At 68.8% G+C, this 19,594-nt stretch carries 14 protein-coding genes, 1 tRNA gene and 7 pseudogenes; 10 read left to right on the top strand and 12 right to left on the bottom strand.

Annotated elements, in window-relative coordinates:
- Positions 1-140: 140 nt before the first annotated feature.
- Positions 141-401 (top strand): annotated as a pseudogene (locus tag ACZ68P_RS21650) (carbohydrate kinase family protein); the annotation flags it as partial.
- A 97-nt stretch (positions 402-498) separates the two neighbouring features.
- Here ACZ68P_RS21650 and ACZ68P_RS21645 read toward each other — a convergent pair.
- The gene (locus ACZ68P_RS21645) at positions 499-804 is read right to left on the bottom strand and encodes a hypothetical protein (RefSeq protein WP_471008480.1); all 306 of its coding nucleotides are present in this window, start codon (positions 802-804) and stop codon (positions 499-501) included.
- A 211-nt stretch (positions 805-1,015) separates the two neighbouring features.
- Positions 1,016-1,216, bottom strand: coding sequence for a hypothetical protein (locus tag ACZ68P_RS21640; protein ID WP_471008477.1), 201 nt, complete (start codon positions 1,214-1,216; stop codon positions 1,016-1,018).
- 475 nt (positions 1,217-1,691) lie between these two features.
- Between ACZ68P_RS21640 and ACZ68P_RS21635 the strand changes: the two genes are divergently transcribed.
- Positions 1,692-2,102 (top strand): hypothetical protein, encoded by a 411-nt coding sequence (locus ACZ68P_RS21635; protein WP_471008474.1) that lies wholly within the window; start codon positions 1,692-1,694, stop codon positions 2,100-2,102.
- A 5-nt stretch (positions 2,103-2,107) separates the two neighbouring features.
- Positions 2,108-2,542 (top strand): annotated as a pseudogene (locus tag ACZ68P_RS21630) (transposase family protein); the annotation flags it as partial.
- A 29-nt stretch (positions 2,543-2,571) separates the two neighbouring features.
- Here ACZ68P_RS21630 and ACZ68P_RS21625 read toward each other — a convergent pair.
- The 6 genes and pseudogenes from ACZ68P_RS21625 to ACZ68P_RS21600 all read right to left on the bottom strand — a co-directional run.
- Positions 2,572-3,336, bottom strand: a complete 765-nt coding sequence (locus ACZ68P_RS21625; RefSeq protein WP_471008794.1) for a MerR family transcriptional regulator — start codon at positions 3,334-3,336, stop codon at positions 2,572-2,574.
- Positions 3,337-3,659: 323 nt separating this feature from the next.
- Positions 3,660-4,379, bottom strand: coding sequence for an SGNH/GDSL hydrolase family protein (locus ACZ68P_RS21620; protein WP_471008472.1), 720 nt, complete (start codon positions 4,377-4,379; stop codon positions 3,660-3,662).
- Positions 4,376-4,846 (bottom strand): cupin domain-containing protein, encoded by a 471-nt coding sequence (locus tag ACZ68P_RS21615; protein WP_471008470.1) that lies wholly within the window; start codon positions 4,844-4,846, stop codon positions 4,376-4,378. Before ACZ68P_RS21615 ends, ACZ68P_RS21620 begins: the two co-directional genes overlap by 4 nt.
- An 83-nt stretch (positions 4,847-4,929) precedes the next feature.
- Positions 4,930-5,763: a helix-turn-helix domain-containing protein gene (locus ACZ68P_RS21610; RefSeq protein ID WP_471008468.1), complete on the bottom strand. Its 834-nt coding sequence runs from the start codon at positions 5,761-5,763 to the stop codon at positions 4,930-4,932.
- 203 nt (positions 5,764-5,966) lie between these two features.
- Positions 5,967-6,239, bottom strand: a pseudogene (locus tag ACZ68P_RS21605) (hypothetical protein); the annotation flags it as partial.
- A 455-nt stretch (positions 6,240-6,694) separates the two neighbouring features.
- Positions 6,695-7,492: pseudogene (locus ACZ68P_RS21600) on the bottom strand (metallophosphoesterase family protein); the annotation flags it as partial.
- A 364-nt stretch (positions 7,493-7,856) separates the two neighbouring features.
- Here ACZ68P_RS21600 and ACZ68P_RS21595 point away from each other — a divergent pair.
- From ACZ68P_RS21595 to ACZ68P_RS21570, 6 genes are all read left to right on the top strand, one after another.
- Positions 7,857-8,315 (top strand): hypothetical protein, encoded by a 459-nt coding sequence (locus tag ACZ68P_RS21595; protein WP_471008465.1) that lies wholly within the window; start codon positions 7,857-7,859, stop codon positions 8,313-8,315.
- 391 nt (positions 8,316-8,706) lie between these two features.
- Positions 8,707-8,910, top strand: a complete 204-nt coding sequence (locus ACZ68P_RS21590) for a cold-shock protein (protein ID WP_471008462.1) — start codon at positions 8,707-8,709, stop codon at positions 8,908-8,910.
- Between the two features lie 50 nt (positions 8,911-8,960).
- Positions 8,961-9,034, top strand: a tRNA-Met gene (locus ACZ68P_RS21585).
- Positions 9,035-11,592: 2,558 nt separating this feature from the next.
- The gene (locus ACZ68P_RS21580) at positions 11,593-12,246 is read left to right on the top strand and encodes a hypothetical protein (protein ID WP_471008460.1); all 654 of its coding nucleotides are present in this window, start codon (positions 11,593-11,595) and stop codon (positions 12,244-12,246) included.
- A 72-nt stretch (positions 12,247-12,318) separates the two neighbouring features.
- Positions 12,319-13,581: a DUF6357 family protein gene (locus ACZ68P_RS21575; RefSeq protein ID WP_471008457.1), complete on the top strand. Its 1,263-nt coding sequence runs from the start codon at positions 12,319-12,321 to the stop codon at positions 13,579-13,581.
- A 454-nt stretch (positions 13,582-14,035) separates the two neighbouring features.
- Entirely contained in the window at positions 14,036-15,181 is a 1,146-nt protein-coding gene (locus ACZ68P_RS21570) for an SMI1/KNR4 family protein (RefSeq protein WP_471008456.1), read from the top strand.
- A 73-nt stretch (positions 15,182-15,254) separates the two neighbouring features.
- On the opposite strand, the pseudogene ACZ68P_RS21565 reads toward ACZ68P_RS21570, so the two are convergent.
- Positions 15,255-15,947 (bottom strand): annotated as a pseudogene (locus tag ACZ68P_RS21565) (transposase).
- A gap of 22 nt (positions 15,948-15,969) precedes the next feature.
- Positions 15,970-16,875, bottom strand: a pseudogene (locus ACZ68P_RS21560) (aldo/keto reductase); the annotation flags it as partial.
- Positions 16,876-17,101: 226 nt separating this feature from the next.
- Here ACZ68P_RS21560 and ACZ68P_RS21555 point away from each other — a divergent pair.
- Positions 17,102-17,941 (top strand): ArsR/SmtB family transcription factor, encoded by an 840-nt coding sequence (locus ACZ68P_RS21555; RefSeq protein ID WP_471008454.1) that lies wholly within the window; start codon positions 17,102-17,104, stop codon positions 17,939-17,941.
- A gap of 270 nt (positions 17,942-18,211) precedes the next feature.
- Here the strand turns inward: ACZ68P_RS21555 and ACZ68P_RS21550 are convergent.
- A pseudogene (locus tag ACZ68P_RS21550) lies at positions 18,212-18,406 on the bottom strand (IS5 family transposase); the annotation flags it as partial.
- A gap of 123 nt (positions 18,407-18,529) precedes the next feature.
- Complete coding sequence (locus tag ACZ68P_RS21545) at positions 18,530-19,552, bottom strand: hypothetical protein (RefSeq protein ID WP_471008452.1); 1,023 nt, start codon at positions 19,550-19,552, stop codon at positions 18,530-18,532.
- Between the last annotated feature and the right edge of the window lie 42 nt (positions 19,553-19,594).

Genomic DNA, 19,594 nt, shown 5'->3' with positions numbered 1-19,594 from the left:
GCGGCACGTCAACGAAAAGAACCCTATGTCCGATTCCGGCGGGTGGCAGAACTTCTCCGCCGAGGCGACGAAGCCTCGTCGCACGGGACCGTGGGAAGCCGTACTGGGCGGCGGCGGGAGCAGAGAGGCAGACGAATGACATGAGTGGGAGCGCGGCGTACGACGTCCTCGTGGTCGGTGGCGGCGGCGTGGACACCATCGTCAGGGTCGACTCCCTTCCGGCACCGCTCGCCGACTCGGTCCACGTCGGACCGATCGAGGAGTGGGCCGGGCACACCGGCGGGAACGTGGCCCTCGGGGCCCGGGCGCTCGGGCTGCGGGTGGCGATGCTCGACTGCGCGGGCGACGACTGGATCGGCACCCTGGTGCGGGAACGACTGGCCAAGGGTGATGTGGAGTTCGCCCCGCGCTCCGACCTCGTCTTCCTCAGCGGCTCACGCCTTGCCGGCCACCGACCCGGACGATGTCCTCTCTCGCCTGCCAACCGCCGAACCGGCGTCACTGGCTGATCTTGCGGCGCGGACCGCAGCCGCTCGGTGCGCCTTCACCAGCGCCCACTACAGCTACCTCAGCGTCACGCTCCCCGGGCTCCTCGCCACCGCCGAGGCGACGCGAGATGCTGCGAGCGGCCAGGACCGCCGACAGGCGTCCGCGGTACTCGCCCGCGCCTGTGCACTCGCTGCGGAACTCGCCGCCAAGCAGCACTCCGACGCCGCCTGGGTTGCGGCCGACCGCGCCCTGACCGCCGCGCGTGCCGGCGGATTCCCCCGTCCCCGCCGGCGAGGCGTCCCGTGTCTTGGCCATCCCGAGGCGCCTCCGGCCGCTGAGCATCCGCCGTGCACCTCCTCACCCACGAAGCCGCAGGCCTCGATGTCTCTGAGACGCGAACCGCAGCTGTACGGACCACGCTCGGGCGACAACATGGCGAGGGCCCCCGTTTATGACGGCCGCTGCGGTGATGCTCGGCGGGGGATCGACGCCTGGCTACCTCCACCAGATGTGTGCCCTTCGTGGGCTAGAACAGAGCGTCTTGGTCAGGCTCCTCCCGCGGCAGCGGCGGTACGTCTTCGCCGCGCCACTTGGCCTCCAGGTGCTTCTTCCAGCCATGCGGAGGAGGGAAGGGGATGCCCCATTCCGCAAGCTGCTTCTTCGTCCAGCCGCCGTTCTCGGTCATCGCGGCGGCTACTTCGTCTGGGGAGGGCACGTAGGTCGGCACGGACCCATGATGCCTGGCCGTCACTGGAGAGGTGAACCGCGTCAAGGAGCCACGCCCTAGGGTTGTTCCTGAGCGTCGAGAGGGATAGGCCCGTGAAGGATGTGGGCCCGGTGGTGGAGGCAGGTCCGGAGAGGTCCGCGTATCTGGGAGCCGTTTTCACTGTGGGGGAGCGGTTGGGTGTGCGTTCCGATGATCCGCTCGTGCCCGTAGTCGTGGCGGAGACATCTTTGGTGGCCTCGATCCGCGTCTCCAGTGGTCGGCTTGTGGTGGACTCGCCTTGGCCGGAGGACCGGGCTGCACGCGAGCGGGCGCACCGCAGCAGGCGACGTAGCGACCGTGGCTGTCGCCCCGCATCTGTCGTGGTTGGCGTAACCGCCTGTTTGTGGCCGACGGCCTCCCACACGTCGCAGGTGCGGGAGGCGATCGCAGGGTCCTCGTGGCGCAGCAGGGGGCTGCGCGCCCGTAGGGTGGCCTGATGTTCGATCGTCTGGAGATCAAGGCGTTGCCGCCGGGACGCCGGTTCCCTGCCCAGCTGCGGTTCTGGGTCAACGGCGAGGACGTGGTCGAAGAGACGGTCGGTGCAGGTGGTCGCGGACCGTACGCGGCCGAGGCGCTGCTGGCCGGCCACCCCAGCCCTCTACGGGCGACCGGCGAGGCGCGCCGCCTGGAGCTGGGCGAGCCGGACTGTACGGGTGGCTGCTGCGGCTTCCTGACTGTGGTCGTGCAGCGGTTCGGGGAGATCGTGCAGTGGTCGGACTGGGAAGTTCCATGGGCGGCGCACACCGAGATGCCCTACCCCCCGCCGGAGCTCCACTTCGACGCGAGTCAGTACGACGCCGAAGTGGCTCGGGCTGAAGCGGATCGCTGGTGGCAGGTGTACTCGTAGCGGCTCATCTCGTCGGAGACGGCGGCTGCCGGCCCCTGGCGGTGCTGATCCCGCCAGGTCAGTGGGGTGACGCACCTCGGTTGATCCCGGTCCTTGAGGGCGTTCGCGTACCACGGCCGGGTGGCGGTCACCCGCGCACCCGGCCTGTCACCTCAGCGGCGATAGGGCGGCTCATCCTGTCGTAACCGTTACCTGCGCAGGCGCCAGATCAAGCACACCGTCCCCGAACCGAGAAACCAGTGGGCCAACAGGCAGCACCGTGGCAGCCGGGACGGTCGGCCCACCGGCTTCGACACGACGCTCTGCAAACGCAGGAACGAAGTCGAGCGAACGATCCACGCCCTCAAGGGCTTCCGCTCCGTAGCCACCCGATTCGACAGGCGGGCGTATCTCCACGGCACCGTGACCGTCGCAGCCTTTGCCTCTGGCTGCGCTCATGACCCGCCGCACCGCCCTTAGGCGCGTGCGGTCAGCTCAGCCGGGCATCGGCGTACACGGTCATGGCATCGCGCTGGTAGACGGCGAGTCCTTCGGCGATCTTGTCGAAGTTTGCCCGCATCTGCGGGTCGTCCACATAGGTCTGGCCCACTCCCTTGTACGCGGCCGCGCTCGGGGTCCAGAAACGGCAGATCTGCTGGTAGTTGGCCTCCACCTCGGCCTGCACCGAGGGGTCGGAGACCGGCGTGCCGGCCACCATGAACTCCGCCATACGGATCATCTGCGCCGTCACCTCACGCTGCCAGCGCTCCTTGTCCTCGGAGGTCATCGCCTCGGCTGCCTGCCGGGACTGCTCCCACGCCTGCGGCCACCGCTCCCGTACCTCGGCCTCGGCCTCGGAGGGGGCCTGGAACCCCTCGAACAGGTTCTCCGGCTTGTTGATCTTCGTCATCTTCCCGTTGTCCCGACTTTCTTCCAGTTCGGCGATGGTGCGGCCGACCGTACGGGCCAGCGTCTCCAGCCGGTCCCGTTCCGCGAGCAGCCGTCGGTGGTGCTCGCGGAGCACGGCCACCTGGTCGAGCCGGCTGTCCAGGATCGCCTGGATCTCGCGCAGCCCCAGGTCCAGCTCCCGCATCAGCAGGATCTGCTGCAACCGCAGCAGATCGGCCTCCTCGTAGTAGCGGTGCCCGTTGCTTCCGATCCATGCGGGCGGCAGCAGGCCGATCTCGTCGTAGTGCCGCAGCGTCCGCGATGTCACCTTGGACATCCGCGCCACCTCCGCGATCGACCAGGCCATGCCGGTGCCCTCCCTCGCCGGGCCGGTCTCTCCGGCCACACATATGACCGTAGAAGTTGCCGCAACGGAAAGCGCAAGCCCGAAACCCTGCTGGACAGACACCAGGGCCTGACCCGCCGGACAGGCCCTAGCCGAAGCTTCCGCAGGCGGACCCGCCCCGGGCTGGACCACGCGGCCAGGAAGGGTGGCCCGGGGGAGCGGTCCGATCTCGTCTGGCGCATCGGTGCCCGTGTACCAGCCCAGCGTCGTAGGCGTTGACCACCTGGCTCGGATGCCACCACCACGCGGTAGATGGCATCCGGCTGGCCGGGCGCCGGAACCAGCTACAGACTCCGGGGCAGCAGACCGGCGTCGATGACCTCAGCGATAAGGGTGGCACCGCGGCTGTTCTGGTGGATGTGGTCGGTCGTGAGCACGAGACCTCGCCGCCGCGAGATCGTGTCGAGGCTGCGGCGCAGCACTGCGTGCTGCATGAGGACGCCGACGACCGCTGCGGGCGTCACCTCACGGTATGAAACCGGCGGCGGGTCCGCTTGGCGCAGTTCCTCGATCTGGCGTTCGTGGAGCGGAAGGTAGGCCACCTCGTCGGTGGCGGCGACCTCGGCGATCATCCGGCTGTACGCCTGCGATGCCTGTGCCGCTGCTCCGTCGAGTTGTTGGCCGAGTACCGGTAGCGACAGCAGACCGATCGTCGCGTCGGTCTCCGCTCGCAGCCGTGCGACGACGGCTCCCAGGCACTCTTGGAACCAGCCGGCCGAGGGGCGATCGGGGAGCTGTTTGCGCTTCATGGCCTGCTCGACGGGGTAGCCGGCAAGGCTCGCTCGGGCGTCATTGGTCCCGATCAACACGGTGATCACATCGGGTGGGTTCGTGACGACAGTATCCAGGCGCTGCAAGAGGTTGTAGGCGAAGTCGCCGTTGGCGCCGAACCGGGCGAGCTGCACGTCACCGGGAGGGCGGCGTCGTCCGAGAAGATCCAGGTAGTCGACGCTGAACTGCGCGCGGGTGAGGCTGTCGCCGAGGCACGCGATGCGTGTCGTCACGGCGCTTCCTCCGGGCCGGGCGTGCCGACGCGTTCAGTCGGGCGGGTGTCGGTCCGAGGACGGTGGTCGGTGCCCAGGCTCGCGGTGATCGCCAGGATGGACGTCGGCCCTTCCATGTCGACCACGTGCCATACCCCGGCCGGGTTGATCGTGGCCTCGCCGGGCCCGAGATGGACGCGGTAGGGGACACCGTCCACGTCGCGGGTGACCGTCACGGACCCGGTGAGGCAGACGACCAGTTCGTCGCCTGCGGGGTGGCTCTCCCAATGGTCGCCGGGCCCGTCGCCGTCGAAGATCATCACCATCCGGCCCTCGGCGCCGTCTGCCGCGACCGCGGCGCTGTAGGCCTGGAGCACCTTCGGGTCCCAGGTGAAGCCCTCGACCGGTTTCGCTCTCGATCCCAGTCCGAGGTGCACCGGGGTGGTCCGCAGGTCCATGGCGTTGCGTTCGTGGTTGACGAGTCTCATGCCGACGATCGTCCACGGCAGCGATCGGACGGTCTTGAAGAAATGGGAAGAGAAGCCGGCGCGCAGGGGCAGACGGTTGGCGGCTACCCGGCTCCGAGGAGGACTTCACCGCGACGCCACACCGTCGGCGACCGGCCGGTGAACTCGCGCCAGTCCCGCACGAGATGGGCCTGGTCGGCGTAGCCAGAGACGGTTGCCACATCGCCCCACGGGAGCGGGTCCCGCGCCGCCGCCAGCTCGTGCGCGTGCTCGAAGCGCAAGACTCGGGCGAAGGTCTTCGGCGACAGGCCCACCTCACCGCGAAACCGCTCGGTGAGGTACCGACGGCTCCAGCCGATGTCCGCGGCGACCGCACCCACCTGGACGCAACCCCGCGCGGCGACGAGACAGCGCCATGCCTCGGCTACCTCGGGGCGCACACAGCGCACCTGGTCGCCGCAGGCGCCACGGCCGACAGCTCGGAGGAGCAATTCGTCCAGCGCGGTGAACCGCGCCGCCCATGTCGTCTCCGATCGGAGCCGGTCGACCAGCTCGACGGCGAGCGCTCCGAGAAGCTCGTCAAGTGGGATCAGTCGATGGGCGAGCTCGGCGGCGGGCATGCCGTAGATGGCCCGGGCCCCGAGCGGTGTCAGCGATACCTGAACACCTTGCTGGCGTCCGTCGTGGTGAATCGCGACGGACCGGCACATCAGACCGCCGGCCACGCTACCGAATCGAGTGACCGGTGACCCGTCGTCAACACCCGCCACCTTCAAAGGATCTGACAGGCTGATCACCGCAGTGAGCGCGCGGCTCGGTGGACCGCAGTGCACCCCGGTCGGGAGCCCGCGGAGGTCGAAGCCGACATACGAGTCGACGTACTGCCGCAAGACGGGCGCCGGACGCGCACCGATCCCGGTGGCCGTGTGGTCCTCCATTTTCGTCAGTGTACGAGCCGCCCAGCCTATGGAGACCACCATCGAAAGACTGATCACCGCCGTTCGCGGCTGGTGACGCTGTTCTTGCTGGCACCTCGTCCCGTCGGCTACTCCGCAGCGGGCACTACGTCCCTCTCCGGTTCCCCGCGAGTCCATCCGAGAATCCGCGAACCCGTCGGCTTGCCGGCCTCAAGAGGAAGCGTTCAGCTGCCCTGCCGGTAGGCGGCGGCGGGCCCGGCGAGGCGGCGGCCGTACTTGGCGTTGATCCGGTCGACGACTGCCTCCAGACGCAGTTGGTTCTCGCGTGCCTCATCGAGGGAGAGCTGGGTGCCGGGGCCGTCGTCGGCCGGTCGAAGGTCTTCGGCGATCAGGGTGAGGCGGCGAATCCGGACGCGTTGGAAGGCCATGGCGTCCAGGAGCCGGAGGGTGCCGGTGCGGAGGTCTTCGGTGTGGGCGGAGGGTGCGGGCAGGCGCCGGGTGCGCTGGGTGGTGCCGCCGTCGGCGAGGCGGACGGTGAGGGTGAGCCCGGAGGCGCCCCGAGTGCCTCAGCCCCGTCCCGGCACAGGCCCGACGCTGCGCCTCCTGCACCGTGCCCCTGCCCGCAGTACCCGCCCAGGCCGGGGCGACAACCCAGCGGGCCGGGTGACCGACCTCCACAGGCGCGCCCCTGCGTAGAGGCTGTGCACGTCCAGCCGGCCAATCTCGCGCTCCCCCAACCCCACTCGAGTTGATTCCGTCATGTACTGACCGCCCTCCGCCCGGCTCCTACACACGCCGAGCCAGAGCTGGCCGGCACAGCGGAGGCCCGTCCCACTGATCCGACACCGCACCCTCCGTGTCTGTTTGCCCCTCGGCCAGAAGCACGCAGCTCACTCGCTCCACCGTCGCCGCGGCGCGTGGGTCTGTGTGTGGGGCACGGTCCGGCTGGGGGTCAGCTCCCATCTGTCAGACTCCGGTCGTGGACACCGAGGAGCCGCGCTCCGGCGCGGTCGGTCCCGCGGCGCCCCTGCTTCCCATCCGCCGAGGCCTTTTCCAGCCGTAGCCGCGCGGTACGTCCGCGCAGTGTCAGTGTCATCAGCTGGTTGCCGAACCAGGGCCCGCCGGTGCGCTCCCAGCGGACCTCCGGTCTCGCGACCCGTCCGTGGCGGGCGAGGAGATGCCCGATGATCTTCGCGAACCGGCTCCAGCCGAAACGGAACCCGACCCGCATGGCTGCGGGCACCGAGTTGTGCAGCGGTGAGCAGGTGAACTGGAAGACGCGGGAGCGCGGCTGCTGTCCGGTGGCCCAGACGGGCTCGGCCACGTACGCGTGGTGTACGTCTCCGGAGAGCACGCACACCGTCGCCGGAGCGGCCTCGGATCTGCCTACCTCGGCGACCGTCTCCGTGAGCTGTTCGAACGACGAGGTGAACGCCGCCCAGTGCTCCAGGTCCGCGCGTCGGCGCAGCCATTCACCGAAGCGTGCCCAGCGAGGTCCGCGTTCGCCCCGGCAGAGCGCCGCGTGCCAGCCTTCCGCGAAGTGGACCATCGGGGGCAGCAGCCAGGGGAGCGAGGTCCCGACCAGCAGGTGGTCGACGCCGCCGGGGTCGTCGAAGGCCTGCGTGCGAAGCCAGGCCGCCTCCTCGGCGTCCAGCATCGCCCGCTGCTGCTCCTCCAGCACCCGCGCGGCCCGGGTGTCGACCATGAGCAGCCGGGTGCGGCCGAAGTCCTTGCGGTAGCTCCAGCGAAGTTGGTGAAAGTAGTGCAGGAGCGGGGCGAGAACGGTCCCGGTGGTGGCCTTACGCTATCGCCGACCGGATTCGCAGCCTCCTCGCCGACTCGGCGAGAGCATCGAACCCGGCCCCGACGATCACTGCTGGCCGGTTCGTTGCGGCAGTCCGAACGAGAACCCGACGGATACTTGCCGGATGGATGGATCAAGGGCTTCTTGGGTCAACACTACGCACGACTGGGCCGGCACCGTGGACGCGGACCATATCGATCGAATCCGTCAGGGATTCGCAGAGTTCGTGCAGGGCGGACCCGAACACCTTGTTCTCGAGGTCGTTGCTTACGCCGCTGACGAGGCAGCGAGCCGGGGCGGCGGACGGTGTGTGATCACGCTGCATGCCGACGGCTCGGTGTCAGTGAAGGATGACGGCCGGGGCACCGACACTCGGGTCGACGAGCACGGCGAAGTGGTGAAGAAGCCGGTCATGGCCACGAAGGATCTTCGATTCTTCGACGAGCCCGAGTCGGAGCTGCTTCCGGACGGACGTCAGCGTCGCGGCATGTCCGTCGTCGCAGCGCTCAGCGAGTGGCTGATTCATACCAACCGCCGTCTGAACGGAGCCTGGAGCCAGCGCTATGAACACGGCGTCCCGGTGACCGATCTGCAGCCCGTCGAAGCCGACGGGACCACGGGGACCTGCGTCCGCTTCCTGCCGGACGAAGCCCTGCGTTCGCGGTGGTCGCTGACCGCGAGCGATCTGGTGCGGTGGTCCGGACACTGGCCAGATCTGACTGCTCACCTCGACGATCAGCGCGACGCCCGGGGCCGGTCACGTCCGTGACCACGGGGCGGTGCACGACCGAGCCGCACCGGGGGAGCAGCCCGGTCGGCTCCCGACCAGCGCCGCCCCAAGGTTGCCGACAAGGTCGGCGCGTGCTCCCACAGGGTGACGTGGCCGTGCCCTCCCGGAGCCACCCACCATTCCCTGCCGGCTGATGCTTCTCCTGTCGTCCAACGCGAGCCTCCTGTCGGCAGGCGCGCTTCGGAATGATCGGTAGTCAGCCGGCGAGCTGCGCCCTTGCCGACCCTAAGCATCAGCATCCGACTCGTGGACGGATGATCGAATGGTCGGGCTGCGAGCGGGTAGAACGAATTCCGGTGGTCTTCCTCCAGCAGGAGGCCCCCTACAAAAACCCGGCCGGTACCCCCGGCAAGACTTGAAGGAACGCAGCATGGCCAGCGGCACCGTGAAGTGGTTCAACGCCGAGAAGGGCTTCGGTTTCATCGCCCAGGACGGCGGAGGGCCGGACGTCTTCGCCCACTACTCCAACATCTCCGGCAACGGGTACCGGGAGCTGGTCGAGGGCGAGACAGTCACCTTCGATGTCACCCCGGGCCAGAAGGGCCCTCAGGCCGAGAACATCGTCCGCGGCTGACGTCCGCGGGCCTCTGACCTCTTGAGCGCTGTGTAGAGTGGCATCACCGACGCGGGGTGGAGCAGCTCGGTAGCTCGCTGGGCTCATAACCCAGAGGTCGCAGGTTCAAATCCTGTCCCCGCTACGACAAGAGAGGGGCCCGGCATCAGCCGGGCCCCTCTCACGTTCGGTTCCTCCTGACGGCTCATATCGGCGTCAGGAACCGACCGAGGGGCGCCGGCACTGGCCAAGCCTGCGGTTCTCGGTCTCTCGGGCTACGAGACCTCCGTTGAGTCAGCCGTCCAGGACAACGACGGCCTGGACGGCCCACAAAAGCCAACCCCATGTGCCGTCTGCCGAAATGGCGATGACCGATACGAACAGCCGCACCATCGGCGCAGCTCGCCCAACGGACGCGGGGAAGCAGGATGTGAGGCGATGACCATCGTGGCAGGACCTCGAATGACGGACCGGGCGGTGGGGTAAGGCTGCGTGGGTGACGCACCAGTGGACCATCGTGGCGGGGTCGGTCAACACATTCACCCTCGCCCCGCCGGCTATCGCTCCTTGTCTGCCACGCCCGCCGCAGGGGACGCTGGCGACAGAGCTGATGCCATGAGAGCTACGGGTGGGCGACATCGTTCCGTACGACGATGGCTGCGGTCGGCCGATCGTCGACATACACGCCGTCGGGCAGGGACATCGCGCCAGATGCCTTGTCTTTGCCGACCTGCCGCCTTGCGGCGCCAAGGTGTCAGCGCCGCCGCCGTAATCGCCTGGTCCTGCCCGGCCTTGCGCATGGTCTCGACCAAGAGAACAGCACCGGCCAGTCTCGTGCCCGCGTGGGTGAACCCCACGATCATCGTTCTCGCTGTCCTCGCACTCAGCGCTCTGGCCCTCGCTCTGTTCCGAATCGCTTATGCGATTTTCTACAGGAGGAAGCTGGTCTCCGCGTGAACGGATCAGCGCCCGGCGGCCGCGCGCTTCTCAACCTGAGAAGTGCCTCCGACGGCAGGAGGAGCAAGGGCCTTGACACGCGGGATCACGGTGGAGATGAGAGCCCGTTTCGGCTACAACGCCCGGGTCGGCACGACCGACGACGGACGCTTCCGGCGACTCAAGGTGCACTTCCCGCCTGCGTACGCGCAACACATTGCGTCAGAGGACATTCGCGGTCGGGGGTATCACCCGGGAGTGAAGACGAGCGGCTCAGCCGACGGCGCTCCCAGCCCGGAGTGGTTGGCTCTGGCGCTCGGGCGCGCGGTTTCGTACAGCGGAACGGTGATCTCGGGCTGTTCGCCGGTCTGGATGCGCTCGGCAGCGTCCTCCACTGCTTCCTCGAGCTCTTCCAGGCCAGAGCATCGCAACACCGTGCGTGACCGAATCGTGACGCTATAAGGTCATTGCTGGCTGGAGATCCCTGTTTCGTCCCAAGGCGCATCGCCCCGTCTCCTGCTTTCGGTTCTGCCCGTTTGCGAACCCATGAAGAAGCATTCACACGAACATGACGAGTACGTCTCGGGAGTACGTGCCGAGCTTCTGGGCGAATACCGTGCGGACAGCCACACCGGGGCCGATCAGGAAGGCCTGTCATGCCCGTTCTGCCGGGCGTTGGAGCGGTCCGAGAAGGAAGCCGGGCGCCGATCCCGTAAGGAGTCGAAGGGGTAGTGCGACGTTCGGGTGGCACGGTGGTGGCCGACCGGGTCCAGGTCGAGGTGATCCCCCGCGAGCTTCGATGGTGGCGAAGGCGGGGTCGGCCGCTGGGCTCGCCAGCTTGGTCGCGCGCACTACGCCGCCGATGGTGTCCCGGCCCGTGGACCCGCGAAGGCGTCCACCGCCCAGGCGAGCGGGCGCCGGTATGTGACGCGTGCCGAGCTCGTCTCCGGCCTGCCCGACGACAAAGCCCTTTTGCCGCCCTCGGCCTGAGCCCCGACCTCCTTCAGCACCTGGCCGCCGCCATGGCCTCGGCCCGCACCGAGGACGTGGAGAAGGCCGAGGCAGTTTTCGACGCGGTGCCAGTGTCCGAGCGGCACCAGGCCCGCCGGCGCCGACATCGGAGGACCCGCTCGCCTGCCTGTCGCGCCAAGGCGTCCGCTCCTGGCCCACGGCCAGGAGCGCAGCACGGACGGCGTGTCCAGGGCGCCGTGGATGTCGGTGACCGGGTGTGGCGCCGCAGCACGTCTCCCAGTGAGATCGGCAGCACGACCTGGGCGTCGGCCTGCCGAGCGACGCGCAGCAGCTGCTCGGTGTCGATCTGTTGCCGCTGCCGCTGCCGGGGCCGCCCGCTCAGCCGCCTATCGGGGTGGAAGCGGCTCGTGTTTCCCAAGGTCCTGCCCGGGGCCCTCCGGTGCGACCAGAACCGCGACATGAAAGGCGGCCAGACTAGGAGACCCGAGGCCGGCGACTGCCGGTGAATGGCTGCTCGTGAGCGGCGGGGAGTGAGCGGAGCTCTCCAACGCCGAAATCGGGGCGGGTGCACCTGGTCGAGGGCATGGTGAGGGCCTGCTTCAGCGCTCCCTCGGCCAACTCGGCGTACGCAACCGGGTGGAGGCTGCCATCGCTGCCTAGGAGGGGGGCCTCAGGGGGCGCGGGGGCAGGCCGATTTGCCAGTTCTCCTGACTGTTCGTCGGCGATGAACGGCAGGTCCGTCCGCACTGATTCGACTACGGTGGTGGAGCTATCACACGTGAACGAAGGACGCATATGGCTCGCGCCTACGACCCCGGACCGAAACAGTTCGTCTTCGCTGTCGGTGACGGCAACGACCAAAAGGTCTCCGTGGGCGACCCTCAGGAAGCCTACGTGGCATTCTCCGCGTTCTTCCGTGGTCGAGATTCTGACAGCTACACCATCAATGATGAGTTGTCGGGGCAGAGTTTGGTACTCATGCCCGGGCAAGGTGTGATCTCCCGGATCGAAGATGGGGACCCGCCTCGGTCGGAGTACCTCCGGGTCGACAGGGGCAATCGCTACCTTCCGAGCGCGATGCTGTTCTTCGAGAACGGATATGCCGGCCTCCGCCACTTCGGTCAGTGGTTCTCCGACCTCGCCGACCTCGATGCGTCACCGGAGACTCGCGGGGCCGCTCGCGCCGCCACGATCACGACGGAAGCAGCGGCGATCGAAGAAGTCGCACGGATCTGGGGGGATTCGGGCTGCGTGGACCCGAGCGACCAGTTCTACGTGTTCTTCGACTCGCACGGTGTCGACGACGACCGAGCCGAAAGAGCCGAACTGCTCAAGTTGATCGAGTTCCTCGGTGTCGAACGAGTCGACGCCCCGGCCGAGGCCGCCGGGGGCGAAGTCTGGGTGCGTACCGACACACGCCTCGACGTCGCATGCGCACGGTGGTTGTGAACAGAGGGTGCGGGATGGGGCTGCTCCATCGCCGTGATGCCAGCCGGTGCCGTTCCAGGAAAGACTGAGTGCATGAGCGACATCGTTTTCACGCGAGCGAGCGGCTGGATCCCGAACGTGATCCGCGAGGACGGCGAGCTGAAGCTGACGCTCGGTGCCGGGGCCGACGCCAACCACGAGCCTCGTACGTTCACGTTCTCGATCAGCGAAGCCCATCTTGCGGTGATCCGGGAGGACCTGGCCAGGCACCTGCTGCTGTGGAGTGCGGTCCTTCCGCTGTGCGATGCCGCCGGAACCCGAGGTCGGCTCGACGAGAACGCCGCCGTCGCGCTCCTGGACCCGATCCTCCTCGCCACGCCGGCGGACGTCGACGCGCTCTTCCAGCGCATCCGGTGGGACAGGGGTCGGCTCATCGCCCACGGGGCCGACATCGATCTGCTCGAGCGCGGCCGGGTATGCGCGGCGATGCGCGCGGCGACAGAGACGCCCGACGGGAAACGGGCTCAGGAGTACCACGCGGACCGCCGTCGCGCCGAGCGCGGGAGCGTACTCGGTCCGCTCGACGCCGCGATTCTGAGGTACACGGGCCAGTACCTGCACGGCGCGACGGTTCCGAGACGGATGCCCGATGCCGTCGCCCCCGCGCTGCTGCCCGAGGTCATGCGGGTGATCGCCACCGCGGAGCAGGCGTGTGCCGGGATGCGGATCGGCCGCGATCCGCGACGGGGAAATCGCGCCACGGACAAGCGCGACTGGGACCGGTTGGAGACGACCGTAGACGCGGCCGTGCGCCGCGCACACACCGGGCTCGTCGACGACGCGGTGCGTACCGTGAGCTTCCTGATGTGCTCCGAGGCCGCGAACCGCTCCAGGAGCGCACCCATGGAGGATGACGAGGAGGCTGCCGGCCACCGCGCCGACCTCGGCGGGAGCGCGAGGAAGACAGTCCTGTCGTTCACCGACGACAAGGGCGTCGAGAAGAAGTGGCTACGGGACAGTCCCCGCACCGCCGCCGCGGAGTTCTGGGAGTTCGTCGGCAATCGCTCTGCCGCGGACAACGAGGTGTTCACCATCGAGGACGAGGAGATGGGCGAAGGGATCCAGCTCCACTTCTACGCGGACTCCATCGCCCGGATCATGACGTTGCGCGAGGGTGAAGGCAGGTCGGATCCGGAGTACCGGGTCGAGTACAGCCTGGTCGACGGGATCGGCGGGTACCGGACACTGGTGAGCGCCTTCGTCCGCGGCGGCTACGCCGCACTCGAACAGCACGGCCCCTGGATGTCGGACGTCGCCGAGTTCGAGCGTGCGCGTCGGCGGCGCGACGCCCGGTAGGTCCAGTGGGAGCCCACGCACGCGCCCTCGGATGAACCTGCGAAGAGCGCGGGTAAGGGAGCCGGCCCAGGTGAGCGAGCACTCGCCGAGGAACGCTCCGCGGATCCTGTCGCCGGGGAAGATCGCGCTCATCGTCCTGGCCCGAGCACTACCCGCAGATAGATCGCACTCCTGGGGAGGCCACGAGGGGCAGCCTCGGCAGTGATACGAACCCAAGTTTCCGACTCCGGGCAAACCGGCGGCCGGGATCCTCGGCCGCCGGACGACGAGGCCGGCGCCTGCGGCCTACAGGCTGGGGAAGGACGGCCCACCGACACCGGTGTCCGTCTGGGGGTGGTGACGTGGACGCGGAGCTCGAACGGTGCGCCGATCCGCCCACGCATCCTCCGGATGCGGTCCCGGGAGGGGACGTCCCTCCGTTCAGTTGTCAGCCGCTGGCTTTAAGGTCCGCTCTATGACATCAGACCTGGTCCAGGATTCATGGATTCGCATCGACGCGTGGCTGCGCGAGCACGCGCCCCGCACGTTTGCCACGCTTCGGCCGCCCGCAGGAGACGAGGAGATCGCGGCAGCGCAACGGGAACTGGGGGTCGCCTTTCCTCCGGACCTGGTTGCTTCACTCCTGCGGCACAACGGGGCGCTGGAGGGACCTGAGGCTTTCCGGTTCAGCACGGGCGACCGGCTGCTCGGAGTGAGCGGAATCCTCGGGGACACCGGGTTCATGCGCGGCATCGACCAGGGCCTCGACGGGGAGACCGAGGGCTACTGGCTTCACGACTACGTGAAGTTCGGTTCCTATGACGTGACGTCGGACGGTCTTCTGATGGATTGCCGTACCGGGCGGGACTCCTTCGGTGCGATCGGGCGGTTCTTCGACGAGACCGGCACCAGTTTCGGAGAGGCCGACTCGCTGGGTGAGTATCTGGCCGAACTGGCCGATACGCTTGAGCGCGGCCAGGACGCTGGTGTCGTCACCTTCAACGGCCGGCTGTTCTGGGAGGCGCCTCTGCCTGCCAGGCCGCAGTGCAGTACCGACGAGCCCCTTCCCGGACCGGATGAGCAACTGCCGGAGCTGGACCTGTCCCACAGTCCTACCGACCTCCTCCACGTGAGCCACCTGGACGGCCATGAGGAACTCGGCGCACTGATCGCGACCCTGCCGCATGAGCGGGTGGTCGAGGCCGCGCAGAGGCAGGTGCGCAGGCTGGCGGTCGAAACCGGCCTGAACAACTACCCGGAGGTCAAGGCAGCCCTGGACGCGTGGGAGCGCGGTGCGGCCCTGCCGCAGCCTGACCAGACCGGCCCGCTCGCCTTGCGACTCCGCGCGGTGTTCGCGCAGGCCGACACCGGCCGAGACCGCACGCGCAGGTGGGCCGCGGAGAAGATAGCCCTCGGGATCTGGGGGTCCCCGTACAGATGCGTGTGCGAGAGCGCTGAGACCCGGAGTCACTTCACTCTCGACTGGCGTGCGGATCTGCATGCGGACTTGGGCAATCCGCCACTGCCACCGATACCTGACGAGCGGTTTTGGGGGGCGCTGCGCAACCCCGCCATCGACTCCAGTTGGTACGCGGCTCAGTACGCCCAAGATCAGGACTGACCCCAGGAGTTTCGGTTCCGCGTGGGCGCTTCATGTGGCGGTTATCGCCGGACGAAGCGCTCAATGAGTTCCTTCAGCACGGCCGCTCCAGCGTGAGGATGGCCTTGACGATTGACGTCATGCGGTTGGTGCTGCACCGGACCTGCGGAAGATCCGCCAGGGCTTCACGCTCGCGACACCGCGTTCAGCGGGCGCTCGTGATGCGGCCAGGGCCCGGCTGAGGGTCTCTTCGGTGGGTGTGAGTTCCTGCGGTGGCTTGCGTTTGATGCCGGTCGTCAGCGCCGGTCCTGCGCCTTGGTAGGCGAGACCGGCCAGGACGGGAACGCCCTGGCGCTCGCAGATCCGGATGGTCTGGTGGGTGCGCGCGGCGGTCAGGTCGTGTAGGCGGCCCGGCAGGGTGGGCGAGAGCCACAGCAGCCGGCCGCGGGGGCCGGTGACGACTGCACGTTCACGCCGTGGCGCCGGTGTTCGTGGGAGTAGGCGGCCCGGCCGTCGCCGACCCGGTCGCACTCGGCGAGGGTGCCGTCGAGCAGGACGAAGTGAGGATCGTGCTCGCGCAGCGCCTTGATCATGCCCGGTGCTCGTTCGGTGAGCAGGTCGACGACCGCGCGGGTGTAGGCGTGGGCGGTGGACTCGCTGGTGCCGAACCCGGCGGCGATCTTCGCCGGAGTGGTGTGCTCTCGTACGTACACCAGTGTCACCATCGCGCGCGGGGACGGACGGAGCTTGCAGCGCCGGTCACCCTCTCACCGGTGACAACCAGCATGGCGACCCACTCCACGAGCGCATGCCGTCTCGTGGTGGAGGGGGTCCAAGGAGGCCAGTTCTTCGTCCGACAGTCGCAGGGAGCCGACAGCGACGTTTTGGGCGAGGTGGTCGAGGTCGCCGGTGCCGGGGATGGCCAGGACGTGGGAGCCCTGGTGCAGGGTCCACGCCAGCCGGACCTGGGCTGCGCTCACACCGTGGGCGCGGGCGATGGCGTGCACCTCCTCACTGTGGTCGGTGGTCGCGCCGGCGGTGCGCCCGGTGCCGGCGATCGAGTAGAACGGCACGAACGCGATGCGCTGTTCACCGCAGAGGTTCAGGAGTTCCTTCCGTTCGGGGGAAACACCGATGCCGTACATGTTCTGGACGCAGACCACCGGCGCGATGCCCTGGGCCTCGGCGAGGTGGTGGGGGCGGACGTTGGACAGGCCGAGGTGCCGGATGAGTCCGGCCTTGCGCAGTTCGGCGAGTGCGCCGAAGCGTTCGGCGATGGAGTCGGTGCCGACGATGCGCAGGTTCACCACGTCGAGGTGGTCGCGGCCGAGCTGGCGCAGGTTCTCCTCGACCTGGCCGCGCAGCTGCTCGGGGGTGGCATGCGGCAGCCACTGGCCTGAGGGGTCACGGCCCGGTCCGACCTTGGTGGTGATGACGAGGTCGTCCGGGTAGGGGGCCAGCGCCTGGTTGATCAGCTCGTTGGCCGAGCGCAGCGATGAGAAGTAGAACGCGGCGGTGTCGATGTGGTTCACGCCGAGCTCGACCGCCCGGCGCAGCACGCTGATCGCCTGGTCGCGGTCGCGCGGGACGGCATCGGCGGCGAACGCCTCGCCGTGCTGCGGCAGGCGCATCGCGCCGAAACCGACCCTGTTGACCGTCAGGTCGCCGAGCTTCCAGGTGCCCGATGCCGCCGCGGTGATCATCTGTGAGGTCATGGCGGGATGATCTCCGCACGGTAGGCTGGCATGCCATTGATTCATACATGCCTGAATCCATTGGAGAGTGGTTGTCCTGGCGGAGTTGGCGTTCTCGACGAGCGATCTGGCGCAGGTGCGGTTCGCCGTCTCACCGATGTGGGAGGTCGCTCCCAGCTTTCGGCTGCTGAGGTCCGGCACTACGCATCCGGTTCACCGGCCCTGGGCCGACCAGGTGCGCCCGCGCATGTTGACCGCCGGGCTGGACCGGGGCTGGCTCTGCGAGCTGATCCCGCCCACCGGCGGCTACGTCCCCGACTTCCTCAACCCGGCCCCCGCCGGGCCGGCCCCCACTCCGGCGGCAGAGCGGGACGCGATCCGGGCATCGCCCACCGACCGGGTACGCCAGGACCTCGACCACCTGGCCCGCCACCAGGGCAACCTCGGCCCCCGGCTACGAGCCCTGCACAACGACCCACAAGGCCTCCTGCCCAAGGTCGCAGAAGAGCTCGAAACGTACTGGGAGCTGGCACTCGCCCCCTACTGGGCACGAATCCGGGCGGTCCTGGACGCGGACATCCTCTACCGGGCCCGCATGGCCGCCGAGCATGGCACCGGCCACCTCCTCAGCGACCTGCACACGTCGCTGAGCTGGGACGGCAACGTGCTGCGGATGACCCGCCGAAAGCAGCCGCTGACCCGCACGACGGCAGGAACAGGACTGCTGCTGATCCCGTCGGCGTTCACCGGACCGGGACTACGCACCCGAACGACACTCCCGGACCCACCCCAACTCGCCTATCCGGCACGCGGCATCGGCACACTGTGGAAGCCGCGCTCCGCAACCCGGACCGACACCCTCTCCGCCGTACTGGGCCGCTCGCGGACCCTGCTACTCACCGAGTTGGAGATCCCGGACTCCACCACACAGCTGGCCCACCGCACCGGACTCTCCCCCGCAGGGGTATCCCAATACCTCACCGCGCTGCGCCACGCAGGCCTGGTCAGTGCCCACCGAGCCGGCCGCTCCGTCCTCTACGCCCGCACCGCCGTAGCCGAAGCCCTCCTCCAAGCCGCCTCCGCCTGACCTCACGTCAACCCCCGAAGGATGTACGGAGCCCACCACTAAGGGCTTGACAGGGCCTGGCCAGGCGGCGAAGTGCCGTCTTGGCCGCGCAGAGCCGATCCGGTGACATCACCGGTGGGCCCGGTCCGGCGAGGGCCGATCAGCACCTGCACAAGAGTGGTCCGCCCGGTCGACGTGCGAAGGACTCCCGGGCGGACTCCGCTCCCCACACTGCCCCGCGGTCAACCGGCACGCGCGTCAACACGGCTGCATCTGGGCCGAACGAGGCAGCTGCCGCGGGATCACCGTGAAGCCCTTCTGGGCGGGGTCGCGGCGAGTGAATTCGACGTCGATGCCGAGACGGGCGCCGTGATCGATGACCTTGGTGCGGTAGCCGGTGTCGACTGACGCCTTCGTGACGCGGGGATGGCCTTCGGTGATGTTCGAGAGCAGGTGGATACCGCCGGCGTTGTCGGAGATGTCGGCGTACGGGTCTCCCCAGCCCGTTCGTCCGTACGCAACCGGGGAGAAGTCCGTACGCCGACATCAGGCGAGCTCACAGGGAGATATGGGCACCCCTGACACGTGCCGGCCCCTCTGGATGATGGGCTACGGGGTGGTCAGCCGCGCGAAGAGCCCGCTGATGGTCTCCGGGTCGGCCAGGACCGGAAGCGTGTCGAAGTACAACTCCCAGGCACCGTCGGGCCCGAAGCGCTCCACGATCCCGAACGGAACGGCGACGCCCTTCTCCCCGACGTCGGCCGACTGCTTCCTGGTGACCGTGCCGTACCACTCGACGTAGGTGGTGGTCCTGCCGAACCCGACCTGGCCGGCCTTGAGTTCGAGATCGGCCCTGTCGAAGAGGCGTCGGAGGTAGTCCCGCTTGCCGGCCTGCGTCGCCAGGGGCTCGGCCAGCCCCGGCCCGGCCAGCCGCGCGCCGCTCATCCGGCGCAGCAGTGCATCGGTGTTCCCCGTGTTCCAGGCGGCCAGGCGCTCCGGCAGCGCGGCCGCCGTCACGCTCGCGCGGCCCCGGCCGCCGGCGGGGGGCCCGCCGCTGTCCGCGATGCCGTCGAACAGGCCCCTGGGAGCGTCGGGCAGCGTGTCGCGTACCAGCACGTGACGGTCGTAGTAGCGACGGGCCTGGATGGTCTTGCCGTCATCGCCCAGGACATTGCGTGCGATCTGCGGGTAGGCGACCTTGTGGCCCTTGACGGTGGCCGTGTTCCACTGGCCGAACATCACCACCCCGCCGTCGGCTACGACGTCGGTGCCGGTGTAGTGCAGGTCGGGGACCATGTTCAGGGAGCCGCCGATGGCGGCGCCGATGACGCGGTGATCGCTCTTGGGAGGGCCGCCCGCTTCCCAGAGGGTCGCGGCCGGGTCGAAGATGTCGAGGTAGGCCGCGACCCGGGGATGCTGCAGCGCCTTGTCCCCGGGCAGCGGCGGTTCGCCTGTCGGCATCGCGCCGAAGGCGAGTTGCCGCTGCAGGAAGGCGCAGACGTTGGGCGTGATACGTCCTTCGAGCCGCTCGATGCCGGCCCGCGCCTCCGGGCAGTCCGTCCCCGAGGCCTCCGCCGCCACTGCGCCGGGCCAGGCCGTGGCCGAGACGGCCACCGCCACTGCGGCAGCCACCCACGAGATCCCCCGCGCCCTGCGCCTATGTGTGAACATCCA

The sequence above is a fragment of the Streptomyces sp. NPDC036822 genome (assembly GCF_055609145.1).
Note: the sequence above shows the minus strand (reverse complement) of the source record. Positions and strands in the feature narration are given on the sequence as shown.